The sequence below is a fragment of the Rhodothermales bacterium genome, assembly GCA_040221055.1.
Lineage (GTDB): Bacteria > Bacteroidota > Rhodothermia > Rhodothermales > UBA10348 > 1-14-0-65-60-17.
Genome location: JAVJVN010000012.1, coordinates 22,777 through 48,159 on the forward strand (window position 1 = coordinate 22,777; position 25,383 = coordinate 48,159).

At 60.9% G+C, this 25,383-nt stretch carries 25 protein-coding genes; 12 read left to right on the forward strand and 13 right to left on the reverse strand.

Translation table 11 applies throughout. The annotated features are described in order from the left end of the window. Positions 1 to 23: 23 nt before the first annotated feature. The 6 genes from RIE53_05855 to RIE53_05880 are packed head-to-tail and all read right to left on the reverse strand — an operon-like array spanning position 24 to position 4,317. Complete coding sequence (locus RIE53_05855) at positions 24 to 398, reverse strand: hypothetical protein (GenBank protein MEQ9104203.1); 375 nt, start codon at positions 396 to 398, stop codon at positions 24 to 26. A gap of 37 nt (positions 399 to 435) precedes the next feature. Beyond that, positions 436 to 1,278 (reverse strand): metal ABC transporter permease, encoded by an 843-nt coding sequence (locus RIE53_05860; protein MEQ9104204.1) that lies wholly within the window; start codon positions 1,276 to 1,278, stop codon positions 436 to 438. Further along, positions 1,241 to 1,963 carry a metal ABC transporter ATP-binding protein gene (locus RIE53_05865; protein MEQ9104205.1) on the reverse strand — a complete coding sequence of 241 codons (723 nt, stop codon included), beginning with the start codon at positions 1,961 to 1,963 and terminating at the stop codon, positions 1,241 to 1,243. The genes RIE53_05860 and RIE53_05865 overlap by 38 nt, the downstream gene beginning before the upstream one ends. Further along, entirely contained in the window at positions 1,947 to 2,849 is a 903-nt protein-coding gene (locus RIE53_05870; protein MEQ9104206.1) for a metal ABC transporter substrate-binding protein, read from the reverse strand. The genes RIE53_05865 and RIE53_05870 overlap by 17 nt, the downstream gene beginning before the upstream one ends. Continuing rightward, positions 2,846 to 3,823: an SDR family oxidoreductase gene (locus tag RIE53_05875; GenBank protein ID MEQ9104207.1), complete on the reverse strand. Its 978-nt coding sequence runs from the start codon at positions 3,821 to 3,823 to the stop codon at positions 2,846 to 2,848. The genes RIE53_05870 and RIE53_05875 overlap by 4 nt, the downstream gene beginning before the upstream one ends. After that, on the reverse strand, positions 3,820 to 4,317 hold the full coding sequence (locus RIE53_05880; protein MEQ9104208.1) for a biotin/lipoyl-containing protein: 498 nt from the start codon (positions 4,315 to 4,317) through the stop codon (positions 3,820 to 3,822). The genes RIE53_05875 and RIE53_05880 overlap by 4 nt, the downstream gene beginning before the upstream one ends. A 151-nt stretch (positions 4,318 to 4,468) precedes the next feature. On the opposite strand from RIE53_05880, the gene pfkA reads away from it, so the two are divergent. Beyond that, the gene (gene pfkA, locus RIE53_05885) at positions 4,469 to 5,452 is read left to right on the forward strand and encodes a 6-phosphofructokinase (protein ID MEQ9104209.1); all 984 of its coding nucleotides are present in this window, start codon (positions 4,469 to 4,471) and stop codon (positions 5,450 to 5,452) included. 34 nt (positions 5,453 to 5,486) lie between these two features. Next, positions 5,487 to 6,200 carry a bifunctional demethylmenaquinone methyltransferase/2-methoxy-6-polyprenyl-1,4-benzoquinol methylase UbiE gene (ubiE, locus tag RIE53_05890; protein MEQ9104210.1) on the forward strand — a complete coding sequence of 238 codons (714 nt, stop codon included), beginning with the start codon at positions 5,487 to 5,489 and terminating at the stop codon, positions 6,198 to 6,200. Here ubiE and RIE53_05895 read toward each other — a convergent pair. Together RIE53_05895 and RIE53_05900 are read right to left on the reverse strand one after the other, a co-directional pair. After that, a complete protein-coding gene (locus RIE53_05895; GenBank protein MEQ9104211.1) occupies positions 6,187 to 6,603 on the reverse strand; it encodes an ATP-binding protein in 417 nt (138 codons plus the stop codon). The genes ubiE and RIE53_05895 overlap by 14 nt on opposite strands. 16 nt (positions 6,604 to 6,619) lie before the next feature. Next, the gene (locus tag RIE53_05900; protein ID MEQ9104212.1) at positions 6,620 to 6,979 is read right to left on the reverse strand and encodes an STAS domain-containing protein; all 360 of its coding nucleotides are present in this window, start codon (positions 6,977 to 6,979) and stop codon (positions 6,620 to 6,622) included. Positions 6,980 to 7,200: 221 nt separating this feature from the next. Here RIE53_05900 and RIE53_05905 point away from each other — a divergent pair, with 221 nt between their 5' ends. The 5 genes from RIE53_05905 to RIE53_05925 all read left to right on the forward strand — a co-directional run bounded on the left by RIE53_05905 (position 7,201) and on the right by RIE53_05925 (position 12,214). Then, on the forward strand, positions 7,201 to 8,967 hold the full coding sequence (locus tag RIE53_05905) for a hypothetical protein (protein MEQ9104213.1): 1,767 nt from the start codon (positions 7,201 to 7,203) through the stop codon (positions 8,965 to 8,967). Next, positions 8,964 to 9,806: a 50S ribosomal protein L11 methyltransferase gene (prmA, locus tag RIE53_05910; protein MEQ9104214.1), complete on the forward strand. Its 843-nt coding sequence runs from the start codon at positions 8,964 to 8,966 to the stop codon at positions 9,804 to 9,806. The genes RIE53_05905 and prmA overlap by 4 nt, the downstream gene beginning before the upstream one ends. After that, on the forward strand, positions 9,787 to 10,725 hold the full coding sequence (locus RIE53_05915; protein ID MEQ9104215.1) for an exopolyphosphatase: 939 nt from the start codon (positions 9,787 to 9,789) through the stop codon (positions 10,723 to 10,725). Before prmA ends, RIE53_05915 begins: the two co-directional genes overlap by 20 nt. Before the next feature lie 55 nt (positions 10,726 to 10,780). Further along, complete coding sequence (locus tag RIE53_05920; protein ID MEQ9104216.1) at positions 10,781 to 11,884, forward strand: Mrp/NBP35 family ATP-binding protein; 1,104 nt, start codon at positions 10,781 to 10,783, stop codon at positions 11,882 to 11,884. Between the two features lie 69 nt (positions 11,885 to 11,953). Further along, a complete protein-coding gene (locus tag RIE53_05925; GenBank protein ID MEQ9104217.1) occupies positions 11,954 to 12,214 on the forward strand; it encodes a NifU family protein in 261 nt (86 codons plus the stop codon). Positions 12,215 to 12,226: 12 nt separating this feature from the next. Here the strand turns inward: RIE53_05925 and RIE53_05930 are convergent, their stop codons facing one another. Both RIE53_05930 and RIE53_05935 read right to left on the reverse strand, forming a co-directional pair. After that, positions 12,227 to 13,984, reverse strand: a complete 1,758-nt coding sequence (locus RIE53_05930; GenBank protein ID MEQ9104218.1) for a M28 family peptidase — start codon at positions 13,982 to 13,984, stop codon at positions 12,227 to 12,229. Beyond that, positions 13,981 to 14,994, reverse strand: a complete 1,014-nt coding sequence (locus RIE53_05935; GenBank protein MEQ9104219.1) for a DUF58 domain-containing protein — start codon at positions 14,992 to 14,994, stop codon at positions 13,981 to 13,983. Before RIE53_05935 ends, RIE53_05930 begins: the two co-directional genes overlap by 4 nt. A gap of 55 nt (positions 14,995 to 15,049) precedes the next feature. Between RIE53_05935 and pyrR the strand changes: the two genes are divergently transcribed. Genes pyrR through RIE53_05955 form a run of 4 tightly spaced genes read left to right on the forward strand, consistent with a single transcriptional unit; the run spans position 15,050 to position 17,975 of the window. Continuing rightward, on the forward strand, positions 15,050 to 15,625 hold the full coding sequence (gene pyrR, locus RIE53_05940; GenBank protein MEQ9104220.1) for a bifunctional pyr operon transcriptional regulator/uracil phosphoribosyltransferase PyrR: 576 nt from the start codon (positions 15,050 to 15,052) through the stop codon (positions 15,623 to 15,625). 9 nt (positions 15,626 to 15,634) lie between these two features. Continuing rightward, a complete protein-coding gene (locus tag RIE53_05945; GenBank protein MEQ9104221.1) occupies positions 15,635 to 16,582 on the forward strand; it encodes an aspartate carbamoyltransferase catalytic subunit in 948 nt (315 codons plus the stop codon). Next, positions 16,582 to 16,989 (forward strand): type I restriction enzyme HsdR N-terminal domain-containing protein, encoded by a 408-nt coding sequence (locus tag RIE53_05950; GenBank protein MEQ9104222.1) that lies wholly within the window; start codon positions 16,582 to 16,584, stop codon positions 16,987 to 16,989. Before RIE53_05945 ends, RIE53_05950 begins: the two co-directional genes overlap by 1 nt. Then, positions 16,986 to 17,975: a 3'(2'),5'-bisphosphate nucleotidase gene (locus tag RIE53_05955; protein ID MEQ9104223.1), complete on the forward strand. Its 990-nt coding sequence runs from the start codon at positions 16,986 to 16,988 to the stop codon at positions 17,973 to 17,975. The genes RIE53_05950 and RIE53_05955 overlap by 4 nt, the downstream gene beginning before the upstream one ends. Before the next feature lie 9 nt (positions 17,976 to 17,984). Here the strand turns inward: RIE53_05955 and RIE53_05960 are convergent, their stop codons facing one another. Continuing rightward, positions 17,985 to 19,154: a pyridoxal phosphate-dependent aminotransferase gene (locus RIE53_05960; protein ID MEQ9104224.1), complete on the reverse strand. Its 1,170-nt coding sequence runs from the start codon at positions 19,152 to 19,154 to the stop codon at positions 17,985 to 17,987. A 95-nt stretch (positions 19,155 to 19,249) separates the two neighbouring features. Between RIE53_05960 and RIE53_05965 the strand changes: the two genes are divergently transcribed. After that, positions 19,250 to 19,717: a nucleoside deaminase gene (locus tag RIE53_05965; GenBank protein ID MEQ9104225.1), complete on the forward strand. Its 468-nt coding sequence runs from the start codon at positions 19,250 to 19,252 to the stop codon at positions 19,715 to 19,717. Here RIE53_05965 and RIE53_05970 read toward each other — a convergent pair. Both RIE53_05970 and aroB read right to left on the reverse strand, forming a co-directional pair. Beyond that, positions 19,711 to 24,246 (reverse strand): translocation/assembly module TamB domain-containing protein, encoded by a 4,536-nt coding sequence (locus RIE53_05970; GenBank protein MEQ9104226.1) that lies wholly within the window; start codon positions 24,244 to 24,246, stop codon positions 19,711 to 19,713. The two genes, RIE53_05965 and RIE53_05970, sit on opposite strands and share 7 nt — an antisense overlap. Continuing rightward, positions 24,240 to 25,346 (reverse strand): 3-dehydroquinate synthase, encoded by a 1,107-nt coding sequence (gene aroB / locus RIE53_05975; GenBank protein ID MEQ9104227.1) that lies wholly within the window; start codon positions 25,344 to 25,346, stop codon positions 24,240 to 24,242. The genes RIE53_05970 and aroB overlap by 7 nt, the downstream gene beginning before the upstream one ends. Between the last annotated feature and the right edge of the window lie 37 nt (positions 25,347 to 25,383).

The window sequence follows — 25,383 nt, forward strand, 5'->3', positions numbered from 1 at the left end:
GGGTCAACACGCCTCGGGCGCGGTCAGACGCCCTGGTTCACTGGAGGTCCTCGTGTCCGGAGACCGTTACCCCGATCCTGTCCCTGCAGGCGGCCGGAGTCGGCATGCACTTCATTCCGCATGCCGGACGGAACGGTGAACGGGATGGCAGACGGACCCAAGGATGTCGTCGTACGCTGGTGGAACACACATTGCGTGTGGTCGACGGACGAATGATGACGTTCGAATGCCGTCTGGTGCTCATGGTGCGGACAATGCGCGCTGGATTCCTGCTCGTGATCGGCAGGATGATGCAGTGCATCGTGCAGGTTCGGAATCAGTCCACCACCAACCAGAAGGCCAATGGCGAGCAGGGGGCTGAGGATAGCCGTGCATATGACAGATCGGAAGACACGCATGATTGCATGCTAATGCACGCTTGCTCCCGGGGGTTCCTCAGGGACGTCGGATACCGAAATACAGCAGGAAGGCCACGATCTGGCTCAGGACGATCGCCGCACCGGAGGGGATATTGAAGACCCAGGAAGCATGCAAGCCGGCCATGGTGGCCACCACCGAAAGAACAATGGCCGACAGCATCATGGTCGAGAAGCGACGGGATCGGAGCCGCGCGGCCGCAGGCGGTATGACGAGCCAAGCGGAGACCAGAAGGATGCCGACCATTTTGATGGAGACGACGATGACCAACGCGACAAAGACCGTAAGCAATAGACTGTCCCGTCCGGTATGGAGGCCCTGAGCTCGGGCCGACTCATCGTCGAATGTGGCGTAAGCCCATCGTCCCCATAGTCGTGGCAGCGTCAACAGACTGAGAAGAGCCAGTCCGCAGACCAACCAGAGATCCGCCGGACTTACGGCAAGGATGGACCCGAACAGGTACGAAGCCGCGTCCATGGTGGAGCCGGTCCTGAGCGACAGGAACAGTACGCCCAGAGCAACGGACAGCGAGAAAAAGATGCCGATGGCGGTGTCATCGGCCAGATCGGTGGCTTGGCGGATCCAGTGGATGCCCGCTGCAACGAGCACCGTGAATGGCAAGGCAATCCAGAGCGGTTCGACACCTGTCAACAAACCGGCCGCAATGCCTCCGAACGCCGCGTGCGCGAGGCCGGCACCCAGGAAGCTCATTTTTCGCTGTACGACAAACGAACCGAAATACCCGCCCAAAGAAGCCAGCAGGATGCCGATGACCAGGGCGCGCTGCATGAAGGGAACCCCGAGCCAATCGAAAGCAAACAGATCAATGCCCATGTTGGCCTCCCACGACATCGTGCGCATGACCCACATGCCCGAAGGCCTCACGGACCGCACTGTCCGTGAGCGCCGCTCCGGGTGCTCCCGACGACACCACGCGCCGGTTCAGCAGCACCACGGACGACGCGTGATGATACGCCACATCCCAGTCGTGCGTGACCATGACGATGGTGGCCTGGTGCTGTCTCCTGTAGGTCTCCAGGATATCGAACAAATCCAATGCACCAGCCCGGTCGACACCCGCTTCCGGTTCATCCAGAATGAGGAGCGGAGGCGAACAGGCGACCGCCCGCGCCAGGTAGACGCGCTGGAGTTCGCCTCCGGACAGACGGGCCAGGGGTGCCGAGGCCAATTTCTCGGCACCCACTTTTTCCAGGGCGGCCTGTGCAATGCGACGATCTTCCTTGCCGAGACGAAGGGGCCACCGCCCCAATCGACCACTGGCCACCAATTCGAGGGCCGTAGCGGGAAATGCGCGATCCAGGGTTTTGACCTGGGGTACGTACCCGACGACGGCGTTGCCCGTTTCGGATTCAATGGTCCCCGAGACCAGCGGGACCAGGCCCAGGATGGCCCGGATAAGCGTCGACTTTCCGCCGCCATTCGGCCCCAGGATGGCTACGAAATCGCCTCTTTCCGCCCGGAATCGTACGGAATCAAGAATCAGGCGACCGCCCAACCGGACGGTGATGTCATTGACGTGCAGCATGGACGCGTGAAATCAGGTCCCGGATGTACGCATCGTAATGTGCGTGCCCCGAGCCCACGGGTTCAACTGGGGTGACGGTCAGTCCGTTGTCCATGGCAAACTGTTTCAATCCGCTGTCATTCAAGATGGTTTGCGTCAGTAGTCCGACGGCCGCTGACGTCGCGGCCTTGTTGGCGACCGCGTCCAGCGTAGACGGTGCATGCATTTGCCCGGGGACCGATTGGAGGGGGCCAAGATAGGGAACGTCATAGCGATCCAGGAGCGGAATCAGGAAGGGGAGTGCAAGGACAACCGGAGGTCGATCCGTCTGTTCGCCGAACAAGGTCCGGGCCCAGCGGTCCAGTTCCTTCCATACGACCGTGAGCGAATCGGCCCGATACCGGATTCCGTCACAGTCGTCGGGAAAGAGGCCGCAAAGGTCTGCAGCAACCACCGGAATGCCCTCGGCAAAGTGGACGGGATCCATCCAGACATGGGCGTCCTCCGAGTGGTCATGCGCATGGCCTGTTGGGCTGTGGCCGCTTGCGTCACGAGTGATCTCACCGTCCTGTTGGTCCTGGAACACAAATCGCACCGGGTCGGCGGTCATCCTTTCGAACCACCCGTCTATGTCAGGGTGCAGGGCAATCCGGATCCGGGCCCGGGCCAGAAGGATGGCGTCGGACGGCCGTGGTTCGAATCCGTGGGGCGATGCGCCGTCGGGAAGCAGGACCCGTACGTCCGCATCCATCCCTGCCAGCGGTTCCACCAGATGCGCCGCGACAGGCATGCTTACGACAATCAGCGGACGTTCATCGGAATCCTCCTGTGCCGGCGGGCTGCAGGAGGAAAGGACCGCCAGGACGAGCGGCACCAGTAACCGGAACGGGATGGCCCTTGAATTCATGTCAGTGACGCTGCAATACGTTCCACCGTCTGCGCAAACGGGCGGGGGGCGAACGCCAGTTCGCGCCCCGCCTTGCTGTTGTCATAGCACGACATGGAGGTGGACAAACGCGCTGTTTCCCTGGTGATGAGCGGTTTCTTTCCCGTCAGGCGGGCGGCGGTTTCAAGGAAGAATGCAGCCGTCATGAGCAGGCCGGACGGAAGGGGTGCGCGCGGAGGACGGACACCGAATGCGCAGGCGTAGGATTCCAGGATGTACTTCCAGGGCAGATTGTGTCCTGAAAGAAGGTAACGTTCCCCCGTCCGGCCGGCATCGCCGGCCGCGATCATCCCCTCGACAACATCGTCCACATCCACGACATTCGTGCTTCCGGGGGGCATGAATGGCAACTTTCCGTCCCGGACCTGCGCGGCAATCTGGGTCGTGTTTTCACCTTCCCGACCCGGTCCAATGACCAGGGAAGGGTTGACAATGACGGCATCCAGACCCTCGGCAATACCCCGGTGGACTTCCAGTTCAGCCAGGTATTTGGAATGGGCATATTCCGTGTTGAGACGCGACGGCGTCCACGAAGCCGACTCGTCCAGGCAGTCCGTGCTTCGCTCACTCCGACCGAGTGCCGCAATGCTTGAGGTATGGACGAATCGACCGACTCCGGCGTCCAGGCAAGCGTCCACCATGGATGCGGTGCCCTCCACGTTTACCCGTCTGAGTTGGTCGCGGCTCCGGGGGCCCCCGAAGCCGAGCCATGCGGCACAGTGGAAGACCCGGTCCACACCGGCCAATGCATCCTGCAGCATCTCCTTGTCGAAGAGATCTCCGGTGTACCACGACACGTCGGCGCCGCAACTGCCGATCAGGTCATCCGATGACGTCGAACGGCGGAGCGCACGGACGTCGTGCCCCTGACCAACAAGGTGACAGACCAGACGGGAACCCAGGAATCCGGTCGCACCGGTAACGAAAATGGTCATGATTCGAATTCGATCAGGACCTGGGCCTTCGTCACGGCGTCTCCGGCCTGGACCCGGACGGACCGGACCGTTGCGCCTTTTTCGGCGCGGAGTTCGTTTTCCATTTTCATGGCCTCCAGCACAAGGAGCGGCTGACCGACATCGACGGTCTCACCGTCCGACACCAGGACGGACAGCACCAGCCCGGGCATGGGAGCCACCAGTTCCAGCACTTCTGAATCTCCGCCGGCCGCGAATCCCCATTCAGCCAACAATTGATCCCGCTCATCCTGGACGGTTGCCGAGAAGACCCGGTTGCCGGACCAGAGCCGGATATCCCGTTTTCCGACATACTCCACCGTCACGGGCATGCAGGTCCCGCGGAACCGGAGCAGATAGTGATGATCCCGGACGCGGATCAATCCGGTGTCAGACGGATCATGTGCACCGGGATCCACAGGAAGAGCCGCAGCGGCATCCAGTTCAACCAGATAGGGCGTCTTGGAGTCAGGCATGTTGGAGGTGGGTATAGTGACGTCCGGAGGACGTGGTACGATGCCCTGTCGGCGGGTGTTTCTACATATATTCAAGCCGTCCGGAGAACTGTTTGCCCTCCGGCTTCATTCCACCCCGCAGCAACCACCCGGCATTGGAGCCGACGCTCTCATGGACACCTTGAGTCGAATAGGAATTTTCACCTCGGGCGGCGATTCGCCAGGCATGAATGCATGCCTCCGAGCCGTCGTTCGCAGCGCCATTGCCCACGATCTCGAAGTCATGGGTATCCGTCGTGGATACCAGGGCATGATTGAGGGTGACATGGTCGAAATGGACTCGAAGTCCGTATCGAACATCGTACAGAAAGGGGGGACCATCCTGAAGAGCGCCCGATCCGCCGAATTCCGTACGCCGGAAGGCCGCGCCAAGGCGGCCGACCAACTCAAGCGGAACGGCATCGATGGTCTGATTGCCATCGGCGGGGACGGAACGCTCAAGGGGGCGGCCGTCTTTTATGACGAGTATGCGATCCCGTTGGTCGGATGTCCGGGCACGATTGACAATGACTTGTTCGGAACCGACGAGACGATAGGGTTCGATACAGCGCTCAATACCGCACTGGAAAACATTGACCGGATCCGTGACACGGCCGATGCGCACGACCGCCTGTTCCTGGTGGAGGTCATGGGACGGGATGCCGGGTTCATCGCGCTGCATTGCGGCATTGGCGGCGGAGCGGAAATGGTTCTTATACCGGAGACGCTGAACGATATCGACGACATCAAGAGCCATATCCACTCCCTGATGTCCTCGCAGCACAGAAGCTCCATCGTGGTGGTGGCCGAAGGCGATGAGTTGGGTGGCGCTACGCAGATTGCCGAAGCCATGCGTGCCGATGACCAGTTCGCGAATATCGACCTTCGCGTGTGCATTCTGGGTCACACCCAGCGGGGCGGTGCCCCCACAGCCCGGGATCGTGTCCTGGCCAGTCGACTGGGTGTTGCAGCGGTCGATGCCCTCGTGGAAGGTCACAGCAATGTGATGGTTGGCCTGGTCAACAATGAAGTCAAGCTGACCCCTTCAAGGAACGTCTGGAGTCGGAAGAAGAGCATCAATTATGACCTCCTCAAGCTTACCCAGATCCTGAGTTGATATGGCATCTTCCCGAAATGTACCCCCGGTAGGCATGGTCGAAGGCAAGAAGCCGGCCGTACGTGCCATGTTCAATGCCATCGCTCCACGCTACGATTTGTTGAACCGGGTGTTGAGTGGGGGGATTGATCAGTCCTGGAGGCGCAAGGTCATTCGTACGCTCATGGAGACGGCACCGGAATCCGTTCTCGATGTCGCCACGGGTACCGCCGACCTGGCCATCATGGCAGCGCGGAACGGGGTAGCCGAGAACATCGGAGTGGATATTTCGGAAGACATGCTGGAAGTGGGGCGTCGTAAAGTGTCCCGGGCAGGACTCCAGGAGCAGGTCATCCTTGAAACCGGGGACGCCGAGGCGCTGCCCTATCCGGAAGGCCGCTTCGATGCCGCCACGGTATCGTTCGGCGTCCGGAATTTCGAGGATCTGGATGCGGGTCTGCGGGAGTTGCACCGGGTGCTGAAGCCGGGTGGTCGTCTGATTGTCCTGGAATTCAGCCGACCGCGGGCGTTTCCGGTCAAGCAGTTCTATTCTTTCTACAACGCTCGCATCCTTCCGCTCATTGGACGCATGGTGTCCGGCGATTCAGGTGCGTATACCTATTTGCCCGAGTCGATCGCCGTGTTTCCCGACGGAGACGATTTTGAACGTCATCTGACGGATGCCGGGTTTGCAGAACCGTCAACACGTCGTCTGACGTTCGGCATTGCCTCGTTGTACGTGGGCGTGAAAAGCCCTACCGCTCCTTGACCATGAGGCACTCGTTGGTGCCGTTGCGCGTGGAAAAGGTCACGGCATCCATCAATTTCCGCATGATGTGGACGCCGAATCCGCCCGACTTGCGGTTCTTGGCAAATTCAGCGAGATCCGGCTCACGATAGGTACTGGCGTCGAAGGCACGTCCCTCATCACGGATGCGGATGGAGAAGTGACGATCGTCTACGAGGACGGCGATATCTATGGTTTTAGACGCATCGTTGCCGTACGCATGTTCAATCACATTCGTGCAGCATTCGTCCACGGCGATTTTCAATTCCTCGACGTCCTCATCCGAAAAATTCGCGGCCAAGGCATGCGTCTTGACGAACTCGCGTACATCTTCCAGGAACCGCGTGGAACTGGGAATCGTGATGGTATGGATGGTGGCGGCCACGTGCGCTTGGTCCAGATCAGTCCGAAACGGCCGATGAAAATTTGGATACGGCCTCATCTTCGGTTTCCATGATGTCGAACAACATGGGGAATCCCAGCAGGTCGAAGACGTTGTAGACCTTGGGTTGAAGGGCAGCAATCTTGATGTCTCCACCACATTCGCGGACCTCCTCTATGAAGGCCATGAATACGCCGAGCCCGGCGCTCGAGATGTAGACGAGATTCTGGCCATTCACCAGAATGTTCACGGCCTGCTCACTTTGGCACTTCTGGATGGCCGTCTCCAGTTCGGCGGCCGTGTGTGCGTCCAATTCACCGTGCAAATCCAGGATCCGAACGGTTCCTTGATTCCTGAAGCCGACTGAAAAGTCACTCATGAGTCTCGTGGGGAGCAAATGATGGTCAATATCCTGCGACGCACCTGCTTGGCAGCTGCATCTGTTGCCCGGAATATAGGGCCGCCCGGGGACTCTTCTGCACGCCGTTCGCATGAAGGGATGTTTTACCGGCGCGGCGCAATGTTTGTTACACATCGGTAACTTCAAACTTGCGCGACCGTATGACGACGCATCCCATGCATCCCCCCGACGCTGTTCCCATGAGAAATCGCACGCTGGTTCGCATTCAGCTCCTTCTGCTCGTATCCCTCGTCATCCTGATCGTGTGGCGGTTTTCGGCCGGTCCCCGGATTGGTGAGGGCTTCGTCCAGATCCAGCCCTCCGATCTCGGACAGCTCGACGAGGTCTCCTTCACCGTTGAACGGCCCACGTCCATTCATGTCCGCGCCGTGGGTGCGTTCGAAACGGATGAGGCCGGTGCGCCGCTGGCTGCCTATGGATGGGTGTTGGACCGGAGCAATGCGCAGGTGGTGTGGAGCATGGAGACCTTCAGGGTGGATCGTGACGGCGTGTTGGCATCGGCCGACGATTCCCTCCGACTCGCCCCCGGTTCCTATACTGCATACTTCACGTCTTTTGGACCGACGCCGTCATCGCGGGAACAGCGGGCATTCCTGGGCTTGAAGCCGCACTGGACGAACCATCGGGATGCCTTCCATCTGGTGCTTTCGACCCGTGATTCAGACGAGGACGCCATCCGCTCCGGAATGACCGTTACGGCCGAAAGCGGAGACGCCACCTCCACGCCACTGTGGTCGGCCCTGCGGGTGTCCAACCGGAAAACCATGGAAGAGCTGGTCCGCGTTGATTCGGACGCGGGATTGCGTATCCAGGCGATCATCGGGCTCTGTTCATCCGGATGCGACATGGCTTATATCGAGGACCTGGACACCGGGGCCACGGTCTGGGAGATGTCCATGGAGAACACTGTCGCGGCCGGTGGATGGGAGGCCAACCGATTGTTCGACGACATCATTCGTCTTGGAGAAGGTATTTATCGATTTGTGTTGACGACGGACAGACGGCATTCCTGGAACCGTTGGAGCGCAAATACGCCATACAACCCCGAAGGCTTCGGGATGCAGGTGGAGGTTGTTTCCGGGAGTGCCGTCACGCTCGATCCCACAGCCGGGGATGCACGATTGGTCTCCATGGTCGACATAGGATCGAGTGAGCACCGGACCATGCGGATGCGTGTTTCGGAACGGACGCTTGTGCTCGTCGATGCGATGGGTGAGATCTCGTCGAACGGGACGCTCTATGATTACGGATACATTGTCCGGGATTCCAACGGGGAACGTGTCTGGCGGATGAGTCTGGACAAGAGTGTCCCGGCCGGTGGGCACGAGACGAATCGTCAGGAGCGCGCCGTGGTACGGTTGGATGCCGGTGAATACACGCTCCACTACGAAACAGATGACAGCCACGCGTTTGGCGATTGGCGCAAAGACCGGCCCCGCGAGACGGACAGGTGGGGAATGACCCTTTACCTTCTCAGCGGGACTCCGGGTTCCGTTTCAATCCTCGAGGACTCCGCGGCTTCTGCCCCGGCCTCTGTTTCCGCCCCAACCCATGCACCGATCACGCGCAGCGATGTCGGGCCCCTGTTGGCCGGATTGCATGAGGCCGGCAACGATACCCGGTTCGAACAACCCTTCCAACTCACCGCTGCGACGACGGTCCATGTCGAGGCCATGGGTGAAGTGTCCACCAATGGCCGCTATGATTATGGTTGGATCGAGCGCGCGGATACGGGTGAGCGCGTCTGGGAGATGACGTTGGAGAACACGGTACATGCGGGAGGCGATGACCGGAATCGAATGTTTGATGGAGCAGTTTCCCTGCCGGCAGGTGAGTACGTTGTCCACTACATTTCGGACTTCAATCACGCGTTCGGCGACTACGGAGATGGTCCCCCGACGCAGGCTGCCGACTGGGGCATTCGCATCTACAATCCTCTTCCATGACTTCCTGTCGTATTGCATTATCGGTTGACCCTGCCCATCATGATCGGCTGGTTGCCGAATTGTCGGACTGGGGAGCTGAAGGATTCGAGGAATTGGACCACGTGCTTGTGGCGTTCTTCCCGGAATCGGAGTGGGATTCGGTCGAACCGGCCGTCGAGCGGCTGGTGGCCGGGATGGGTGGGGAGCGGGTCGGTCCGGTTGAGCGGCTGGAAGACCGTAACTGGAATGCCGATTGGGAGGCAACCATCCAGCCCATTGACGTGGATCCGTTCTGGATCCGGGCATCATGGAATGACGGTACCGTACCGGAGGGGAGAACCGTCGTTGTCATCGACCCCAAAATGAGTTTCGGAACCGGATATCATGAGACGACCCGCCTCATGCTGCGTAATCTGGCACGTTTCGTCCGGCCTGGAGACCGGGTCCTGGATGCGGGTACGGGTACCGGAGTCCTGGGTATTGCGGCGTTGCTGAAGGGCGCTTCGCACTGTATAGGCTTCGATATCGACGAGTGGTCGACCGACAACGCGACCGAGAACGCTCTCCGAAACGACGTCGGGGATCGCTTCGAGGTACGGGAAGGGGATGAAACCACGGTCCCGGAAACCGGATTCGGACTGGTCATGGCGAATATCAACCGGAACGCCCTGCTGGCCATGTTGGATTGGCTCCTCTCGCGAACGGCACGCGACGGGACCCTGGGACTGTCGGGATTGCTGATGACGGACCGGGACGATATGATGGACGCGCTCGCGGCCCGCGAGGTGGCCGTGATTGCGGAAGAGCGTGAAGGAGAATGGTGGAGTGTCTGGGTACGGCATGCGACTGGCAACCATTGATGTCGGGACGAATACCGCACTTCTGCTGATTTCGGAATGGCAGCAGGGTCGGCTGGTCGAGGTGACCAGATCCTCCGGTTACGTTCGACTCGGAGAAGGTCTGGAGGCAAGTGGACGGGTCTCCGGGGCCGCTCTGGAACGTCTGCGAGGTGTACTTGAGGCGCACATGCAACTGGTACGGGAATCCGGAGCTGCCGATGTGGTGGTCACGGGTACCAGTGCCTCACGGGATGCCGGAAATGGTCACCTACTCCATGACATCGTCCGGGAAATCACGGGCACACCGTACCGGATCCTGTCCGGGGAAGAAGAGGCCGAAGTGACGTTCCTTGGGGCCGTCTCGGGGTGGACGGGTGCTTGGCCGGGTATCGGGATTCCCACCGTTGTGGACGTGGGTGGGGGGTCCACTGAAGTGGTCCAGGGTCGGGCCACGGATGAGAATGTCGAGTTGGGACACCGAACGAGCATGGACCTGGGCTCGGTACGGATTACGGAGCGGTTCTTTGATCGCTTGCCCCCGAAAACGTTGGATGTCGAGGCGGCGCGCATGCATGTCGGAGAAATGGTCCGGAAACGGTTGTCCCTTTTCGATCGGCCGGTACACTTGGTGGGAGCATCGGGGACGGCCCAGGTACTGGGCAGTCTCCATGCCGAACAGACCGGTCGTCCAGGACCGGGTGAGGATGGCATACCGCGCGGGGATGTGGACGCATGGGCCCATCGACTGGAGGGCATGTCTGCGGATGAAGTCATGGCTCTTGATCCTGCACGGATGCGCGGACGGGCCGATGTGTTCGCTGCAGGCGTGATGATCCTGCGTGAGGTCATGGAGGCATTGGATGCGCCGCGCTTGTTCATTTCCGGGTATGGGGTCAGACACGGCGTGGCCATTCGATATTTCAGGGAATTGACGGGTTGAACGGAACAGCCGGATGGAAGTCCGGTCCAACGAGTCCCATCAACAGCCTCTCCCTATGACCGTCGAACACGTTCTCAAAGCACTGGCCCAGGTGGTCGACCCGGACACCGGATCCAATGTTCTCCGACTGGACATGATCAAGGAATTGCAGGTGTCCGAATCGGGCATTGCATTCACCATCCTGCTCCACGACCCGACCGCCGGATTCGCCCGGACGGTCGAGACCGATTGCCGGAAGGTGCTCGCCGCGGAGTTCGGTCCTGATGTGCGTCTGGATATCCGGATGGACAACGAAATGCTGGATCTCGGAATGGATCTGCAGGTCGATGGTCAGACGCAGGCAGAAGGCTTCCGGGGTGTCCGCAATATCATTGCCGTGGCTTCCGGCAAGGGGGGTGTGGGCAAGAGCACGGTGTCCGTGAACCTCGCCGTTGCGTTGGCCCGTCAAGGATTCTCGGTCGGGCTCGTCGATGCCGATATCTACGGTCCATCCATTCCGACCATGTTCGGGGTCGAGAATGCCAAACCCCGTGTTTCGGCCGATCGACGGATAATCCCGTTGGAAAAATTCGGTGTCAAACTGTTGTCCATGGGATTCCTGGTGGATCCGGAAAAAGCCGTCATTTGGCGGGGACCCATGGTAACGAGCGCCATCAAACAGTTCCTGGGCGATACGGAATGGGGGAACCTCGATTACCTGTTGCTGGATTTGCCGCCAGGGACGGGAGACATCCAGCTCACGATTGTCCAGACGGTTCCGCTGAACGGTGCCGTCATTGTCTCCACGCCCCAGCGTGTGGCGTTGGCCGATGCGCGCAAGGGCGTGGCCATGTTCGAGCAGGTAGGCGTGCCGGTTCTCGGCCTGGTGGAAAACATGGCTTGGTTCACGCCACCCGAGCTGCCCGAGAACAGGTACTACCTGTTCGGAAAGGGAGGTGCCCGGGCCCTGGCCAATGAGTTGGGGGTTCCGCTTCTGGCCGAACTTCCCATCCAGGAGACCATCCGTCAGAATTGTGATGACGGGACCCCTGCTGCGAGCGAAGCCGATACGTCGGCTTCAAAAGCCTTCGCGGGTTTGGCACAGGCGGTCGACGAACAGGTCATCCTGCGCAATGCCACGCGACCGGCCACGGAAAAAGTAGATATCCTCCACCGGTAAGCCCGCTTTCCGCGAACCCGTCGCGTTCAATGACGTAGGACGGAGACACATCCGGATTTCCCAATGATCATGCGTCCCGACATCGACAACAACCTGGTCCAACAGGTCGAATCGGCCCTCGATACGCTGCGTCCTTATCTGAAAGCGGACGGCGGAGAAGTCCGCCTGCTCGACATCACCGACGAGATGGTCGTGGAACTGGAGCTGTTGGGTGCATGCGGAACGTGTCCCATGAGCACCATGACGCTCAGGGCCGGGATTGAACAGGCCGTGAAACGGTCGGTCCCCCAGATTTCCCGCGTCGAGGCCATCAACGCCAGCGGGGCGTAGTGTCAACAGGCCCTAGTTGAACCCTTCGCCGGTAACCGCCGGGGGATTGTCCTGGTTGGCAACCTGCCATGCTGTACCGAAGATCAGTCGGGCAATCCGCTCCATTCGCTCGTATTCGATCTTGTCGGGCTCATCGTCCACGCCGTGATAATCGTCGTGCGTCCCGGTGAAGAAGAATATGAACGGAATGTTGTGCTTGCCGAAGTTCCAGTGGTCGGAACGACGGTAGAACTGGTTCGGATCGTCCTTGGAATTGAACCGCTCGTTGAGGTCCAGGTCCGTACCCATGACCTCGTTCGTTTTCACGTTGATGTCGTGGAGCTCCTGCGAGATGAGGTTGGAGCCGATCAAGTAGACGTAATCGCCGTCTGGACCCGGGTGCGTGGGATCAATCCGACCGATCATGTCGATGTTGAGGTTCGTTACGGTCTTTTCCAACGGGAAAATCGGTTCGTGATCCGTGTACCAGGCGGAGCCCAGCAAGCCTTTCTCTTCGCCGGTGACGTTCATGAACAGGACCGAGCGACGGGGACCGTACCCCTGTTTCTTGGCAGCCATGAAGGCTTCCGCGATCTCAAGGATGGTGACCGTGCCGGAACCGTCATCATCGGCACCGTTGTTGATCCGGTCTTCACCCGTGCCACTGAACCCGATATGATCGTAATGTGACGTGACGACAACCAGTTCATCCTTCAGGTCCGACCCCTCCAGGTAGGCCACCACGTTCTCGGTCTGGGCCTCGAACGCATCGTTTTCCACATTGCCGTTCAGGGTCAGACCCGGCACTTCAAGGACCGTGGGCTCGAGAGACGCAGTGATTCCGTTCTGGAGGGCTTCAACGGTGGTGCCGGCGGGCGACAGGAGTTGATTGGCCAGTTCAACCGAGATCTCGAATACGGGCGGAAAACTGCGACGCCGTGATCCCGAAGCATTGGGATCGGGAGGGGTGAGCGACAGGCCGCCAACGCCAGCTGGCGCTGTCGCAGCCACTGCAACGCGTTCGGCAAGCGGGGTCGCCGCGTCAGGGGAAACGACGAGGATCCCCTTGGGCATGCCGGTCTGGCCCATGGAGCTGAACTTCGTGAATCGTCCCGTCGTCCAGCGGGACGGCTCACCATCCGTGGTCAGGAGACTCTTGCCCGACGCATCCATCGGTTCTCCAGCCAGAATGAGGAGCCAGTTCTGCGTGAGGTCCAGGTTGGCGGCGGCCAGGGCGCTCATGTCATTGTAGCCCAATTCATCATCCGCAATACCGTATCCCCCGAAAATCAAGCCCCCCGATACATCCTCACCGCTTCCGAACTGGAGCATGAGGTGTCCGTCCGAGTTGGAGCCACCGTACGTGGCAGACGCGAGCGGACCATCGCCGGTGCGGGCCACCAGGCCGGCCTGCTTGAATTTGGATCCATACACCGTGAAGGGTTGCATGTAAGCAGCTGGATCCCGCGGATTGTCCGTTCCGGCTGTTCCACGGGGCTCGAGTCCGATCTTGCGATACTGCGAGGCCAGGTACTGCGCCGCGAGTTTCTGTCCCCGGGCGGACGTTTCCCGCCCTTCGAAGAAGTCCGACGCAAAAAAGTAGAGGTGTGCGGCCAGATCCTCCGCGGTGATGGTCTCGGCGAACGCATTGACTACAGCCGGGTCATCGAACAAGGTGGGCGTTGGCGACGGCGGGGACGCAATGGGCTGTCGGACGTCGGTGTCCTGGGCCATGACGGCCAAAGGACCGACAAGCAGGGCGAAAAGGGCGATCTGCAGGAATCTTTTCATGACAACCTCTGGCGTTTGTTCAGATACGCGAGTAAAGCGGCACGGTAGCTCGTGGACGTGTCGAGTTCTATGAAATCAATGTTACGTTCCCGGCACCGGTCACGGAAACGATCAGAGAACGCTTGGACGGCTTCTGCGTAATTTTCACGCAATTGGGACGGTTGAAGGCTCATTTCCTCACCCGTCTCCATGTCCACGAATCGCATGGGGACATCCGGAAAGCGGAAGCGACGCTCGGTTTCCGTTTCAAGGACGTGGAATACCAACACCTCATGACCCCGGTATCGCAAGTGCCGGAGCGACTTGAGCAGGGCTTCGTGTTCACTGACGTTTTCGAACAGGTCTGTTATGAGGACCACCATGGACCGGCGACCAATACGCTCGGCAACTTCGTCAAGAACGGCAGCGGCGCCGGTCCTGTTTTCGGTGGGTGCGGCACCGGTAAGCTCTTCCAAACGGGTCAGCAGCTGCCGCAGATAGCCCTGGGTAGACTTGGGCGGCATGAGGGTGTGGATGTGGTCATCGAAACCAATGAGCCCGGTCGCGTCGCGCTGGCGCACCATCATGAAATGCAGGGCACCGGCCAACCACGCGCCGTATTCCAGTTTGCTGATACCGGATGCATGCTTGTACCGCATGGAAGGAGACGTGTCGAGGACGACGTACTGACGCAGGTTGGTTTCTTCCTCGTACTGCTTCACGTAGTGCCGGTCGGTCTTCGCGAATACTTTCCAGTCGACGTGACGGAGTTCATCGCCCGGATTGTACGGGCGATGTTCCGCAAATTCCACGGAAAACCCGTGATACGGGCTTTTATGGAGACCGGTAATGAACCCCTCAACAATCATCCTGGCCCGCATTTCCATGGTGGACACCTGGGATATGAACGCCGGGTCGAGGTATTTCAGCAATTTGGATTCTGCAGCCACCGTTGTCGGGAATTGTTGGATGGAATGGGTGAAACGGGTCGGCCCCAATCGGTTCCGGCAATCGGTTCCGGATCTTTTCACGCGCTCTACGACGACAAACTTCCGTTGGGTGCGTGAAATGCACTAACTTTCCGGCATGGAACCCACCGACGTCATCAAAGCCCGGTTGATGGATGAACGCGACCTGGAGCGAACGCTCCAACGCATGGCGCATCAATTGATTGAGGTTTTCGAACTGGATGAGGCCCGTGGGGAGACATTCGGACTCATTGGCATGCAGACGCGGGGAGCCCATCTCGCTGCCCGTATGCAGCGGATGATCCACGATGACATCGGTATCCAGGTCCCGCTCGGTGTACTGGATGCCACCATGTACCGCGACGACTTCCGCATGCGCATGAAGCAGCCTGTGGTTCGGGAGACGCGGGTCGAATTCGACATACGCAACCGGCATCTGGTCCTTGTGGACGACGTATTGTTCACGGGACGCACGTTGAGGGCGGCCCTCGATGCATTGATGGACATGGGTCGACCGGCATCGGTGCATTCCCTCGTCATCATCGATCGCGGGCTCCGGGAGCTGCCCTTGCGTGCCGATTTCGTGGGCAGGGTGGTTCCCACGCTCCCTGGCGAAGAGGTTCGCGTCCGTGTCCGGGAATGCGACCAGATGGAAGGTGTATGGTTGGTTTCCCATCCTGACAGCGAGGAATAAGTGGAAAATGTGATCCCCGAAAAGCTTGAACACCGGCACCTTCTGGGGCTTGCCGACTACTCCGCCGGGGAAATCCAGTTGATCCTGGAGACGGCACGCCGATTCCGGGATGTGTTGGATCGCCCCATCCGTCGTGTACCCACCCTGCGGGGGATCACGGTGGTGAACCTGTTTTTCGAGGCGTCCACCCGGACCCGGATTTCGTTTGAGCTGGCCGAAAAGCGCCTGTCGGCCGATACCGTGAACTTTTCCGCATCAGGATCGAGTGTATCCAAGGGGGAAACGCTCAAGGACACCGCCCGGAATATCGAGGCCATGAAAATCGATATGGTCGTCGTCCGCCACGCGTCTGCCGGTGCGCCCAGCTTCCTGACCCGTTGTGTGGATGCCGTCATCGTGAATGCCGGAGACGGGGCGCATGAACACCCCACCCAGGCATTGCTCGATGCCCTCACGATTTCGGACCGCTTCGGGTCGTTCAAAGGATTGAACGTATCGATCATCGGGGACATCATGCACAGCCGGGTGGCCCGGTCCAACATGCATGCCCTGCTGGCCCTCGGCGCAAATGTCACACTCTGTGGCCCCCGTTCACTGTTGCCCGTTGCATTGGACAGGATGGTCGGACACGGATCGGTTCGGGTGACTACGCGTCTGGATGAGGCGCTCGAGGGGTGTGATGTGGCCATGGCGCTCCGTATCCAGATGGAGCGTCAGGGGCGGAGCCTTTTTCCGTCGGTCCGGGAATACCACGACCAATTCGGCATACGACGTGACCATCTGGATACGTACAAGGATTTGATCATCATGCACCCGGGCCCCGTGAACCGCGGTGTGGAATTGGCCACCGACGTCGTGGATCATGAACGCGCGCTGATTCTGAACCAGGTCACCAATGGCGTTGCCGTCCGCATGGCCGTCCTCTATCTCCTGTCCGGAACCCGGGAAGAGGCGTAATGGGAAGGCAGATCCACGATGCGGTCCGTCGTCGTCACGTCGTGGATGGTCCGGAGGAGCGGGTCCGGCAGGCCGTCCTGGACTGGTTGATCGGACAGGCCGGCGTACCGGCCGGACTGATAGCCGTCGAAAAGTCCATTCGGGTACAGGGTCAGGTGCGTCGACCGGATATCGTGGTCCACGACAGGAAGGGCCGGCCCTGGCTCGTGGTGGAGTGCAAGGCCCCGTCTGTCCGTCTGGATCGATCTGTCGCCGAGCAGGTTGCCGCCTACAACGCCGTACTGAAGGCCCCGTATGTCATGGTCACGAATGGGCAGGATCATGTGGGCATGCATCTCCTTGCTGCCGAGACATCCATCCGCTTCCTGACGGAATTTCCGACGTATCCACGGGTCGACACGCCATGACATCACATACTGAGCAAGCCATGGTGGGATTGGCCGCTGTTCGCGAGGCGGGGGCCCTGTGTGAGGTCATCCGCCGTGATCTGGCAGGCGCCACGCTCCAGAAGCAGGACCGGTCACCGGTCACCGTGGCGGATTTTGCCAGCCAGGCGCTGGTCTGCTCGCGACTCCAGCGGGCCTTTCCGGACATTCCCATCGTGGCCGAAGAGTCCTCATCCATCCTTCGCGAGGAGGAGTCCGCCGGTATCCGGGCGCAGGTTGTCCAGCACGTACGTTCGGTCCGGCCGCACGCCACGGAAGCCGACGTACTCGCATGGTTGGATGCCGGAAGCGAGCGAATCCGCCCTGCGCGCCCGGACCCGCCTGCCACGTACTGGACCCTCGATCCGATTGATGGTACCAAGGGATTCCTTCGTGGTGATCAATATGCCGTGGCGCTGGGCCTGGTAGAGGGCGGGAAGGTGGTTGCCGCCGCCATGGCCTGTCCGAACCTGATGCTTCCGGAATGGTCCACCAGGCGCGGCATTCTGGCGGCAGCCACCCGGGGAGGAGGCGTGGACCTGTACGGGTTCCACCATGCCGACCACCTGGGCCGGGCAATCGTCAGTCAGGAGCACGACCCCGGAGGCATGCGGATGTGCGAGTCCGTGGAGTCGGCCCATACGTCCCACGAGGAGTCGGTCCGGGTGGTCGGCCGGATCGGGATCGGTGGCTCGCCGGTTCGCATGGATTCACAGGCCAAGTACATGATGGTCGCATCGGGCGCTGCCGAGATTTACCTCCGATTGCCCAAAGGCGGATCCTATGTGGAAAACGTGTGGGACCACGCGGCGGGCTGCCTGCTGGTGGAGGAAGCCGGAGGACGGGTCACCGACGTGCACGGCGAGCCCTTGGATTTCGGACGGGGATCAACGCTGTCCGGAAATTCAGGCATTGTCGCATCCCACGGGCCGCTGCACGACGAAATCGTACGGACCCTCTCCGCGTGACCGACAGGGTCAGCCGAATGCCGAACGCAGCCGATTGCACGCATCTTCCAGGACCGGGTACTCTTTTGCGAAGCAGAAGCGCAGGCAGGAGCTTCCGTCGGCCTCATCGGTGAAGAACGAACGCCCGGCGACGGTACCCACGCCCGCCCGATCGACCAGCGTACGGGTAGCGGCGAAGTCATCCTCGAATCCGTCGAAACGCTTACGGAGCGGGGAAAAGTCGGCCAGGACGTAATAGGCCCCCTGGGGCCATGGTACCAGGAAGCCTATGTCCTCCAGGGTCTTGCACATCAGCTCGCGCTTGCGGGCATAGGCCGTGGCCATGTCGTCAAAGTAGGTGTCGGACATGGAAAACGCTTCAGCGACCCCATGCTGCAGCGGGGTCGGAGCGCAGATATAGATCAAATCCGACAGCAATCCCATCCGATCAATGATTTCCCGGGGCCCGGTGGCGTATCCCAGGCGCCAGCCGGTCATGTTGTAGGTCTTGGAAAACCCGGACAATGTGATGGTCCGCTCGAAGGCACCGGGCAGGGACGCCAGCGAGAGGTGCTCACGCCCGTCGTACAGCATGTACTCGTAGATCTCGTCCGTGATGGCATACAGATCATGCTTTTCCAGGAGGGTCAGCATGGTCTCCAGTTCCGTCCGGGACCAGACCTTGCCGTTGGGGTTGCCCGGTGTATTGATGATGATGGCTTTCGTCTTGTCCGAAATCGCCGCCTCGACGGCCGCGAAATCAATTTCCCAATCGGGTCCCGTGGTCGTGATGGTCCGGATCCCGATGCCCATGACCGTCAGCAGGTTGACGTGGTACCCGTAATAGGGTTCGAACACAATGACTTCGTCCCCGGGATTGAACAAGGTCAGGAGCGTGGACACGAAGGCCCCGGTCGAACCCACGCTGACCATTACGTGGTCGGCCGTGACGGGCAACCGGTTGTACGTGCGACACTTCTCGGCGATGGCCTCCCGCAACGGGGCGATGCCGCCGTAGAAGGAATAGATGGACTCGTCGCCGTCGATGGCGGCGTGGGCTCCTGCCTTGATGGGATCCGGTGTCGGCATGTCACAGATGCCCTGACCCAGATTGATGCCGTTCGTGTCCTTCAACAGGAGCGTGATCGCGCGGATATTGCTCTGGCGGAGATCGTGTGTTCGGTCGGCGAGGTCTTTCATACAGTGCAGGAAGGGGATCTGGGCGTCGAGGAACTATCTTGTCGGGCTGCGCAATATAGCAGTACGCATGTGCCCTCCGATAGAATTGATGTGAAATGACGGATATCGACTACCTGGAAGCAACGCTGACCATGGCCCGTGAGAACGTCGATCGGGGAGGCGGTCCGTTTGCGTGCCTCATTGTGCGGGATGGCGTTGTCGTCGGCGAGGGGACGAACGTCGTAACGCTCCGGAACGATCCTACGGCTCATGCCGAGGTGGTGGCCATCCGCGATGCCTGCGCCCGGTTGACCTCCTTCCAGTTGGCCGGCTGCGTGGTCTACGCTTCGTGTGAACCGTGCCCCATGTGTCTGGGCGCATTGTACTGGGCGCGCCCGGATCGCGTGGTATATGCCGCGGACAGGGCCATGGCAGCTGAGGCCGGATTCGACGACGGCTTCATATACGACGAAATACATCTCCCGGACGCCGAACGCTCCCTGTCCATCCACCATATGCCATCGGATGGGGCGCAGGCGCCGTTCAACGCGTGGAAGGCGGCCGAGGGCAAGACCCGCTACTGACCGGTCAGCAGCCGTCGCCAGGACGTGAAATCCGTCTGGTAGGATACGCCCACGCCTCCCGTATTGGTCAATTCGGTTCGTTGCAGGATGTCGCCCTCCCGGCGATAGAAGACTTCGATGGCAACCCGCGGAGTCAGTCGGATTTCAACCACGAACTCGCCTTGCAGTCCGTCGTTGGCCCGGACGTTGTCGGTGGCGTTGGCTCCCTGGTATACGCCCTCTCCGCGGATGATGAGCCGCTCATCCACGAGTCGCAGGGCCACGCCGTACGTGACATCCAGATCCTGGGCATTCTCGCCCTGCAGTCCAAAATTGAACTCCACATTCGGCAGGGCCGCATTCAGGAAGCGGTTGAGCTGTGCCGAAACCAGCTGGGATACACTGTTGAACGCCAGTTGCCCGCCGGATTCGGTTGAGATGTTTTCGGTCGTCAGGATGAACGAATTGGTCAACAGGACACTGGTGGCATACTCGGTTGCACGATCCGGACGGTTGAGTCGGGCTTCCAGGGCCTGGTAATCACCCAGCACATTCTGGTCTGATCGGTCCACCTGAAGGGCCAGGTCAACGGCCGGGGAGGAGACGGTACCGGTAATATGCAGTTCCACGATCAGCGGAATGAGCCCCTGGGATTCGTTCAGATCCGAAAGTCCGGCAAGCGAGGCGCGGGTGCGGAATGAACCGACAATGTCCAGGCTGGCATCGAGCGGATCGCCATCCCAGCGCATGGTGCCGCCATCCTGGATGAAGAAGCGACGTTGGAACACGTCTCCTGCCGTGAACAGGTAGTCTCCGCCGGCCACCTGCAACTCACCGTACACGAAGAACTCCCCGTTTTCGCGGACCAGTTGGATGCTGCCCCGACTGGAGGCATTGATGACATCCCCGAGCAGCGGATCGATGACCAGGTGGACCATGGACCCGGAGGGTGCCTGGATGTTCAGGTCCATATCCAGGGCATCCAGGAACTGGCGTTCGGCGGCCGGTCGGCGTGCAAGCAGAAACGTCCGTCGGGAAAGCCGCTGGAAGTCCGGGATCACGCCCACCGAATCCTCGAATACGATGAAGCTCTCGTCCGTCTCGGATACCTCGTCTTCGATGGGAATGAAAATACGGGACTCGGGCGTCGTTACGGCGTTGTTGGAGCGAAGCACGGCGTCGTACAACGGACCCGTGAGCGCAAACGTGCCCGAGGCCCAGATGTATCCATAGAACGGCATGTCGGAGTTGGCTCCGATGCCGATGATCTGGAGATTGCGGATATCTCCGCCCAAATCCAGCGTGAATTCGCGGTATTCATTGAAATCCAGTCGCCCGGCAATGCGTCCGGAGCCGCCGGTGGACTCCCGAACGTCTGCCCGGAGAACGTGGATGGCATCGGCGTCAATCCGGACATCACCGTCCATCCGGTACGACAATCCGGTCTTCGGAATGCTGAACGTGCCATCCAGGATACCGGCATTGATCTGGAAAACCGGGCGTTTGAACGTACCCCGGATGGTGCCGTCCCCGGTCGCGAATCCGGCCACGTCACTCAGGGCCGTATTGAAGATGTACTGGAAGAAGAAAAGATCGACGCGCTCCAGGTCGGCCTGAAGATCCAGCCGGCCGTCGTCGCCATCGTTCGAGGATGGCAGCCGCATGGTGCCGTGGAAGCGCAGGTCGTTCGCCACCTCCAACGGGGAGGACAGGGAGTCCAGCGGGGTTATCCGGACGTCGACGCTCACTTCAGGGGTACCCGCAACGAGGCGGCTTTCCACGAAGAGGTTTCCGACGGTGTGATCCTCGAACGAGGCACGGGACAATTCCAGGTATCCGGCCAATTGAGGCTGTACGAGTCCTCCGGTCAGGACCAGTTCGCTGTTCAACATGCCTCCGATCCGTTTCCGGATGCCCAGGAATGCCGATAATTCCTCCATCCGGACCTGCCCTGCCGAAATATGGAGTGAATCGGTCGGTACGGACGAAAGGGTGCCGGAGGCCCGGATGAACTCTTCCCCCGGGATGTGGTCAAACGCGGTCGGGGACAGTCGGATGGCATCGGAATAGACGTCCAACCTGGACGGCTCTGTCAGCGCCCACGCTGCCCCGTCGGTGGTAACGGTTGCCTCCTGGACGGTAATGGCATTGCGGTCGTCCAGCAAGTGCACCACCGCAGCCAACGAAAGGGAATCGGTCTGTCCGATACCCGACGAGCGGATGGCCACGGACGCCCGACCATTGGCGGCATCCATGGAAAACGTTGGCGCATTGACACCCAGTCCGCCCAGGGAAAGTCTGTCTGCCGAACCCCGGAGCCCCCCGGTCATACTCCGGGACAGCAATTCGGACCGTGCGACCGAAAGATCCAGATGGATACGGCTCCGCTCGGCGTGGATGGATCCCACGGAGAGCGTGCCGATGTCCGACCGGGCATCAATCAACAGTCGGTCTGCGTCGAGCGTCAGGTGGACATCCGTTGCCCCATCCAGGGCCAGCGGATTCCGGTGCGGCCGGATCGCATTGATGATGGCCGCATCCCGCACCGTGGCCGAGAAGACGGCTTGACCCGGGCCCGCCGTTTCCCCGGCTTCGACGAAGGCCGCCTCCATCCGGGTGCGGAACCGTTCCGGGGATCGGCGTCCGGGTACGGCAGCGGCCGCCGTGGAGTCGGGTTCGGTCAGCGGCTTCGCCAATTCCTCCATCCACGTATGCTGGAATCCACGATACCACGCGTTTGCGCGCGCAACAAGCAATGAGACCGGACGATCCGACTCCAGTCGCATTTCCGCACCCGGGAAGACCAGCGACGCTACGGCGTCACCAACGCCGGGAGGTTGGACGGTAAGGATGGCGTGCTGCGGCTGGATGACGCCCACGAACCCGTCGCGCGAGACGGTGGAAGAATCGGCGACCACATCCAGGCTGAGAGCGAAGCGCGGGTCCCAGACGGGGAGGAGAGAGCCCGCCGCCCGGACGGTCAGATCGGTGCTCAGGTTGTCATCGGCCAACAGTGGACCCACGTCTGCATGGGTCAGGTCCAGGTCCACCCGCATGGGCCCCCGCTCCGGATGGACGCGTCCGCTCGTGCGTACGTCCACGCGTCCTGCACCGTGCTCAATCAGGGCCTGACCGGTCACGAAGCCCCGTTCCCAGAACGTGGTTACCGTCATCCGGTCGGCTCGGCGGTCGTTCCACTGGGGGCGGTTCAAGCTGAGCACGGCCTCTGTTGACGCATTCTCCAGGGACGTTCCCGTCCCGGTAAGGACCAAGGTCCCGGTCAGGACCGACGCATCGGACGGCCGGCCCAACCAGGGTCCGAGATTCATCCGGTCCGTGCGGATCTGAACGCGGTGGCGAACGGCGGGTCCCACCGTGCGACGCACGTCAAAGGAAGCCGACGCCCGGCCCGCCGGACTCTGGAGGTCCAGATTTCCCTCGACGTGCTGTCCGGCGGGCCAGCCCGACCGCCATTGCGCAACGTCCACCAGGGTCCCCGTGGCATAGGACTGTACATGTACTCCGACCAGTTGGTCATTGAACGGTACATTCTCTGCATCCACCGACAACTCGAACCGGGCTGACTCCGGAAGACCCTGAATGGTCCCCGATGCTTCGTACGCGGCGTTGTTGTGGCGAACGCGCATCCAGTTGATGGCCATATCGGAGACGGCACCCTGGATGCGGGCAGAGACGGATGCCTGACCGGCAACGGTCAGGTCGGGCACGAGCCGGCGAAGCTCGTCCAGGTCCAGTGCGGACGACGGGATTTCCAGTTGGAAGAGGCGATGCACCAGCGCCGTATCGGTCCGCGCAAGCGACCCACTCGCCGCGACCGACGATGCGCCGAGCCGGGCAAACGCATTGGTCAGTCTGAACTGGTCATCCGAGACCACCAATTGGCTGCGTGCCTCGGACAGCATGAGGTCATCCTCGAAGAACCGGCCTCGCAGGGAAAGCAGGTCCACCTGCCGGATTTCAGGGGACCAGGCTACGTTCATCTCGGCCTGGATGTCCCGTGCCGGATGCATGATGAGCCAGTCCATCCAGGCTGGCAGCGGAGCGCCTCCATCCCGTGCGGCATGTATTTGAACGCCATCGAGCAGGATGGCGGCATTCTGGACGGCCCATGGATTGGACGAACCCGTCGGGCGGAACACCTGCTGGATGTTGGACCGGTCCCCGTCGTGCCGGATATGGATCCGGGTGTTCACCGCTTCAATGCGCCGTACCGAAAACTTCCTGGACCACAGCGCTGTCCAGCGGGGGACCACGATCAGTGAATCCATTTCCAGGAGGAAATGTCCCGTCTCGTCGGTGATCGAAATGCCGGACAGGTACATGGTTCGGGCCAGGTTGCCCGTCATCGTCTCGATATGCAGTTCACCGAAGAACCGTTGATTGAACTCCGTTTCGATCTGCCGCGCCAACGTATCGCGTCCCACCTGGGAACGAGTGACGGCAAAAAACAGCAGGACGGCCGCGAAAAGGACGACGCCGGCAAACGTAAGAACGGCCCTGACAATATTGGACGTAATGCGGATCAGCACGGACGACCCAGGGCGTACGCCCAGGCGGCTTCGACATCAGGTGAGGTCACGTCCCGCTCCACGTAGGCTTCGCCCAGTTTCTTGAGAAGCACGAACCGGAGTGCGCCCGACTCCTGCTTCTTATCTGCGTCCATGGCAGCGTGGAGGGTGCCCGTGGTCAACCCTTCAGGAAAGGGTGGGATGGGAAGCGCGTCCAGGATGGTCTCGGCGCGCACCTGATTCACCTGGCGGTGCAGGCGTCTGGACAGGAACAGAGCTGCCCGCATGCCGACCGCCACCGCTTCGCCATGCGTCAGCGTTCCGTAACCCGTCACATTTTCCAGGGCGTGTGCGAACGTGTGACCGAAATTCAGGAGGGCGCGGCGGCCGTCCTCGCGCTCGTCGTCGGAGACGACGCGCGCCTTGACGGCCGCCGCGCGATAGACCATGTCCGGTACCACACCGGGGTCCCGGGCCAGGATCCGCGGCCACTCCGCCTCCATCCAGGCGAAGAAGGGTTCGTCGGCAATCAAGGCATGTTTCACGGCTTCGGCCAGCCCACTGGTCCACTGGCGGCGCTCGAGCGTGTACAGGAGACGCGTATCGGTAAGTACGAGGCGGGGTTGGTGGAAGGCACCTATGAGGTTCTTGCCGACCGGGTGGTTGATGCCGGTCTTGCCACCGATGGCGCTGTCCACCTGGGCAATCAGGGACGTGGGTACCTGGACCAGCGGAAGCCCGCGAAGCAACGTGGCTGCAGCGTATCCCGCGAGGTCACCCACGACACCGCCACCCAACGCCACGATCGGGGTCCGGCGGTCGACTCCCCACTGGAGCGCTGCATCGTAAACGGCATGAAGGTGTTTGGGGCTTTTGGTGGCCTCCCCGGCCGGCAGGACGAGGATGAACGGCTCCCAACCATCCGCCGTCATGAGGGCGTCCACCCGGTCACGGTAGTGATGGCCGACGTTGGAATCGGTGACAATGAGTACCTTTCCTGCACGTAACCCGACCGACCGCATGGCCTCGGGAAGGGTGTCCAGTTCGGCGAAGACGATTTCATAGGATCGCTTCTCCGGCAGACGCACGGGAATGGGTTGGTCGACGCGTTGCAACAGCATTCGGTAACGGGAAAAACGGGACGTAAAGAGGGCCCCG

Excerpts from the sequence above, each read along its gene's own strand:
- RIE53_05920 (MEQ9104216.1), top strand. The coding sequence starts at position 10,781 with ATGACCGTCGAACACGTTCTCAAAGCACTGGCCCAGGTGGTCGACCCG.
- RIE53_05915 (MEQ9104215.1), top strand. The coding sequence starts at position 9,787 with ATGCGACTGGCAACCATTGATGTCGGGACGAATACCGCACTTCTGCTG.
- RIE53_05930 (MEQ9104218.1), bottom strand. The coding sequence starts at position 13,984 with ATGAAAAGATTCCTGCAGATCGCCCTTTTCGCCCTGCTTGTCGGTCCT.
- RIE53_05955 (MEQ9104223.1), top strand. The coding sequence starts at position 16,986 with ATGACATCACATACTGAGCAAGCCATGGTGGGATTGGCCGCTGTTCGC.
- RIE53_05855 (MEQ9104203.1), bottom strand. The coding sequence starts at position 398 with ATGCGTGTCTTCCGATCTGTCATATGCACGGCTATCCTCAGCCCCCTG.
- RIE53_05865 (MEQ9104205.1), bottom strand. The coding sequence starts at position 1,963 with ATGCTGCACGTCAATGACATCACCGTCCGGTTGGGCGGTCGCCTGATT.
- RIE53_05860 (MEQ9104204.1), bottom strand. The coding sequence starts at position 1,278 with ATGCGCACGATGTCGTGGGAGGCCAACATGGGCATTGATCTGTTTGCT.
- RIE53_05900 (MEQ9104212.1), bottom strand. The coding sequence starts at position 6,979 with ATGAGTGACTTTTCAGTCGGCTTCAGGAATCAAGGAACCGTTCGGATC.
- RIE53_05875 (MEQ9104207.1), bottom strand. The coding sequence starts at position 3,823 with ATGACCATTTTCGTTACCGGTGCGACCGGATTCCTGGGTTCCCGTCTG.
- pyrR (MEQ9104220.1), top strand. The coding sequence starts at position 15,050 with ATGGAACCCACCGACGTCATCAAAGCCCGGTTGATGGATGAACGCGAC.
- RIE53_05950 (MEQ9104222.1), top strand. The coding sequence starts at position 16,582 with ATGGGAAGGCAGATCCACGATGCGGTCCGTCGTCGTCACGTCGTGGAT.
- ubiE (MEQ9104210.1), top strand. The coding sequence starts at position 5,487 with ATGGTCGAAGGCAAGAAGCCGGCCGTACGTGCCATGTTCAATGCCATC.
- aroB (MEQ9104227.1), bottom strand. The coding sequence starts at position 25,346 with ATGCTGTTGCAACGCGTCGACCAACCCATTCCCGTGCGTCTGCCGGAG.
- RIE53_05880 (MEQ9104208.1), bottom strand. The coding sequence starts at position 4,317 with ATGCCTGACTCCAAGACGCCCTATCTGGTTGAACTGGATGCCGCTGCG.
- RIE53_05870 (MEQ9104206.1), bottom strand. The coding sequence starts at position 2,849 with ATGAATTCAAGGGCCATCCCGTTCCGGTTACTGGTGCCGCTCGTCCTG.
- RIE53_05905 (MEQ9104213.1), top strand. The coding sequence starts at position 7,201 with ATGAGAAATCGCACGCTGGTTCGCATTCAGCTCCTTCTGCTCGTATCC.
- RIE53_05965 (MEQ9104225.1), top strand. The coding sequence starts at position 19,250 with ATGACGGATATCGACTACCTGGAAGCAACGCTGACCATGGCCCGTGAG.
- RIE53_05925 (MEQ9104217.1), top strand. The coding sequence starts at position 11,954 with ATGCGTCCCGACATCGACAACAACCTGGTCCAACAGGTCGAATCGGCC.
- pfkA (MEQ9104209.1), top strand. The coding sequence starts at position 4,469 with ATGGACACCTTGAGTCGAATAGGAATTTTCACCTCGGGCGGCGATTCG.
- RIE53_05960 (MEQ9104224.1), bottom strand. The coding sequence starts at position 19,154 with ATGAAAGACCTCGCCGACCGAACACACGATCTCCGCCAGAGCAATATC.
- prmA (MEQ9104214.1), top strand. The coding sequence starts at position 8,964 with ATGACTTCCTGTCGTATTGCATTATCGGTTGACCCTGCCCATCATGAT.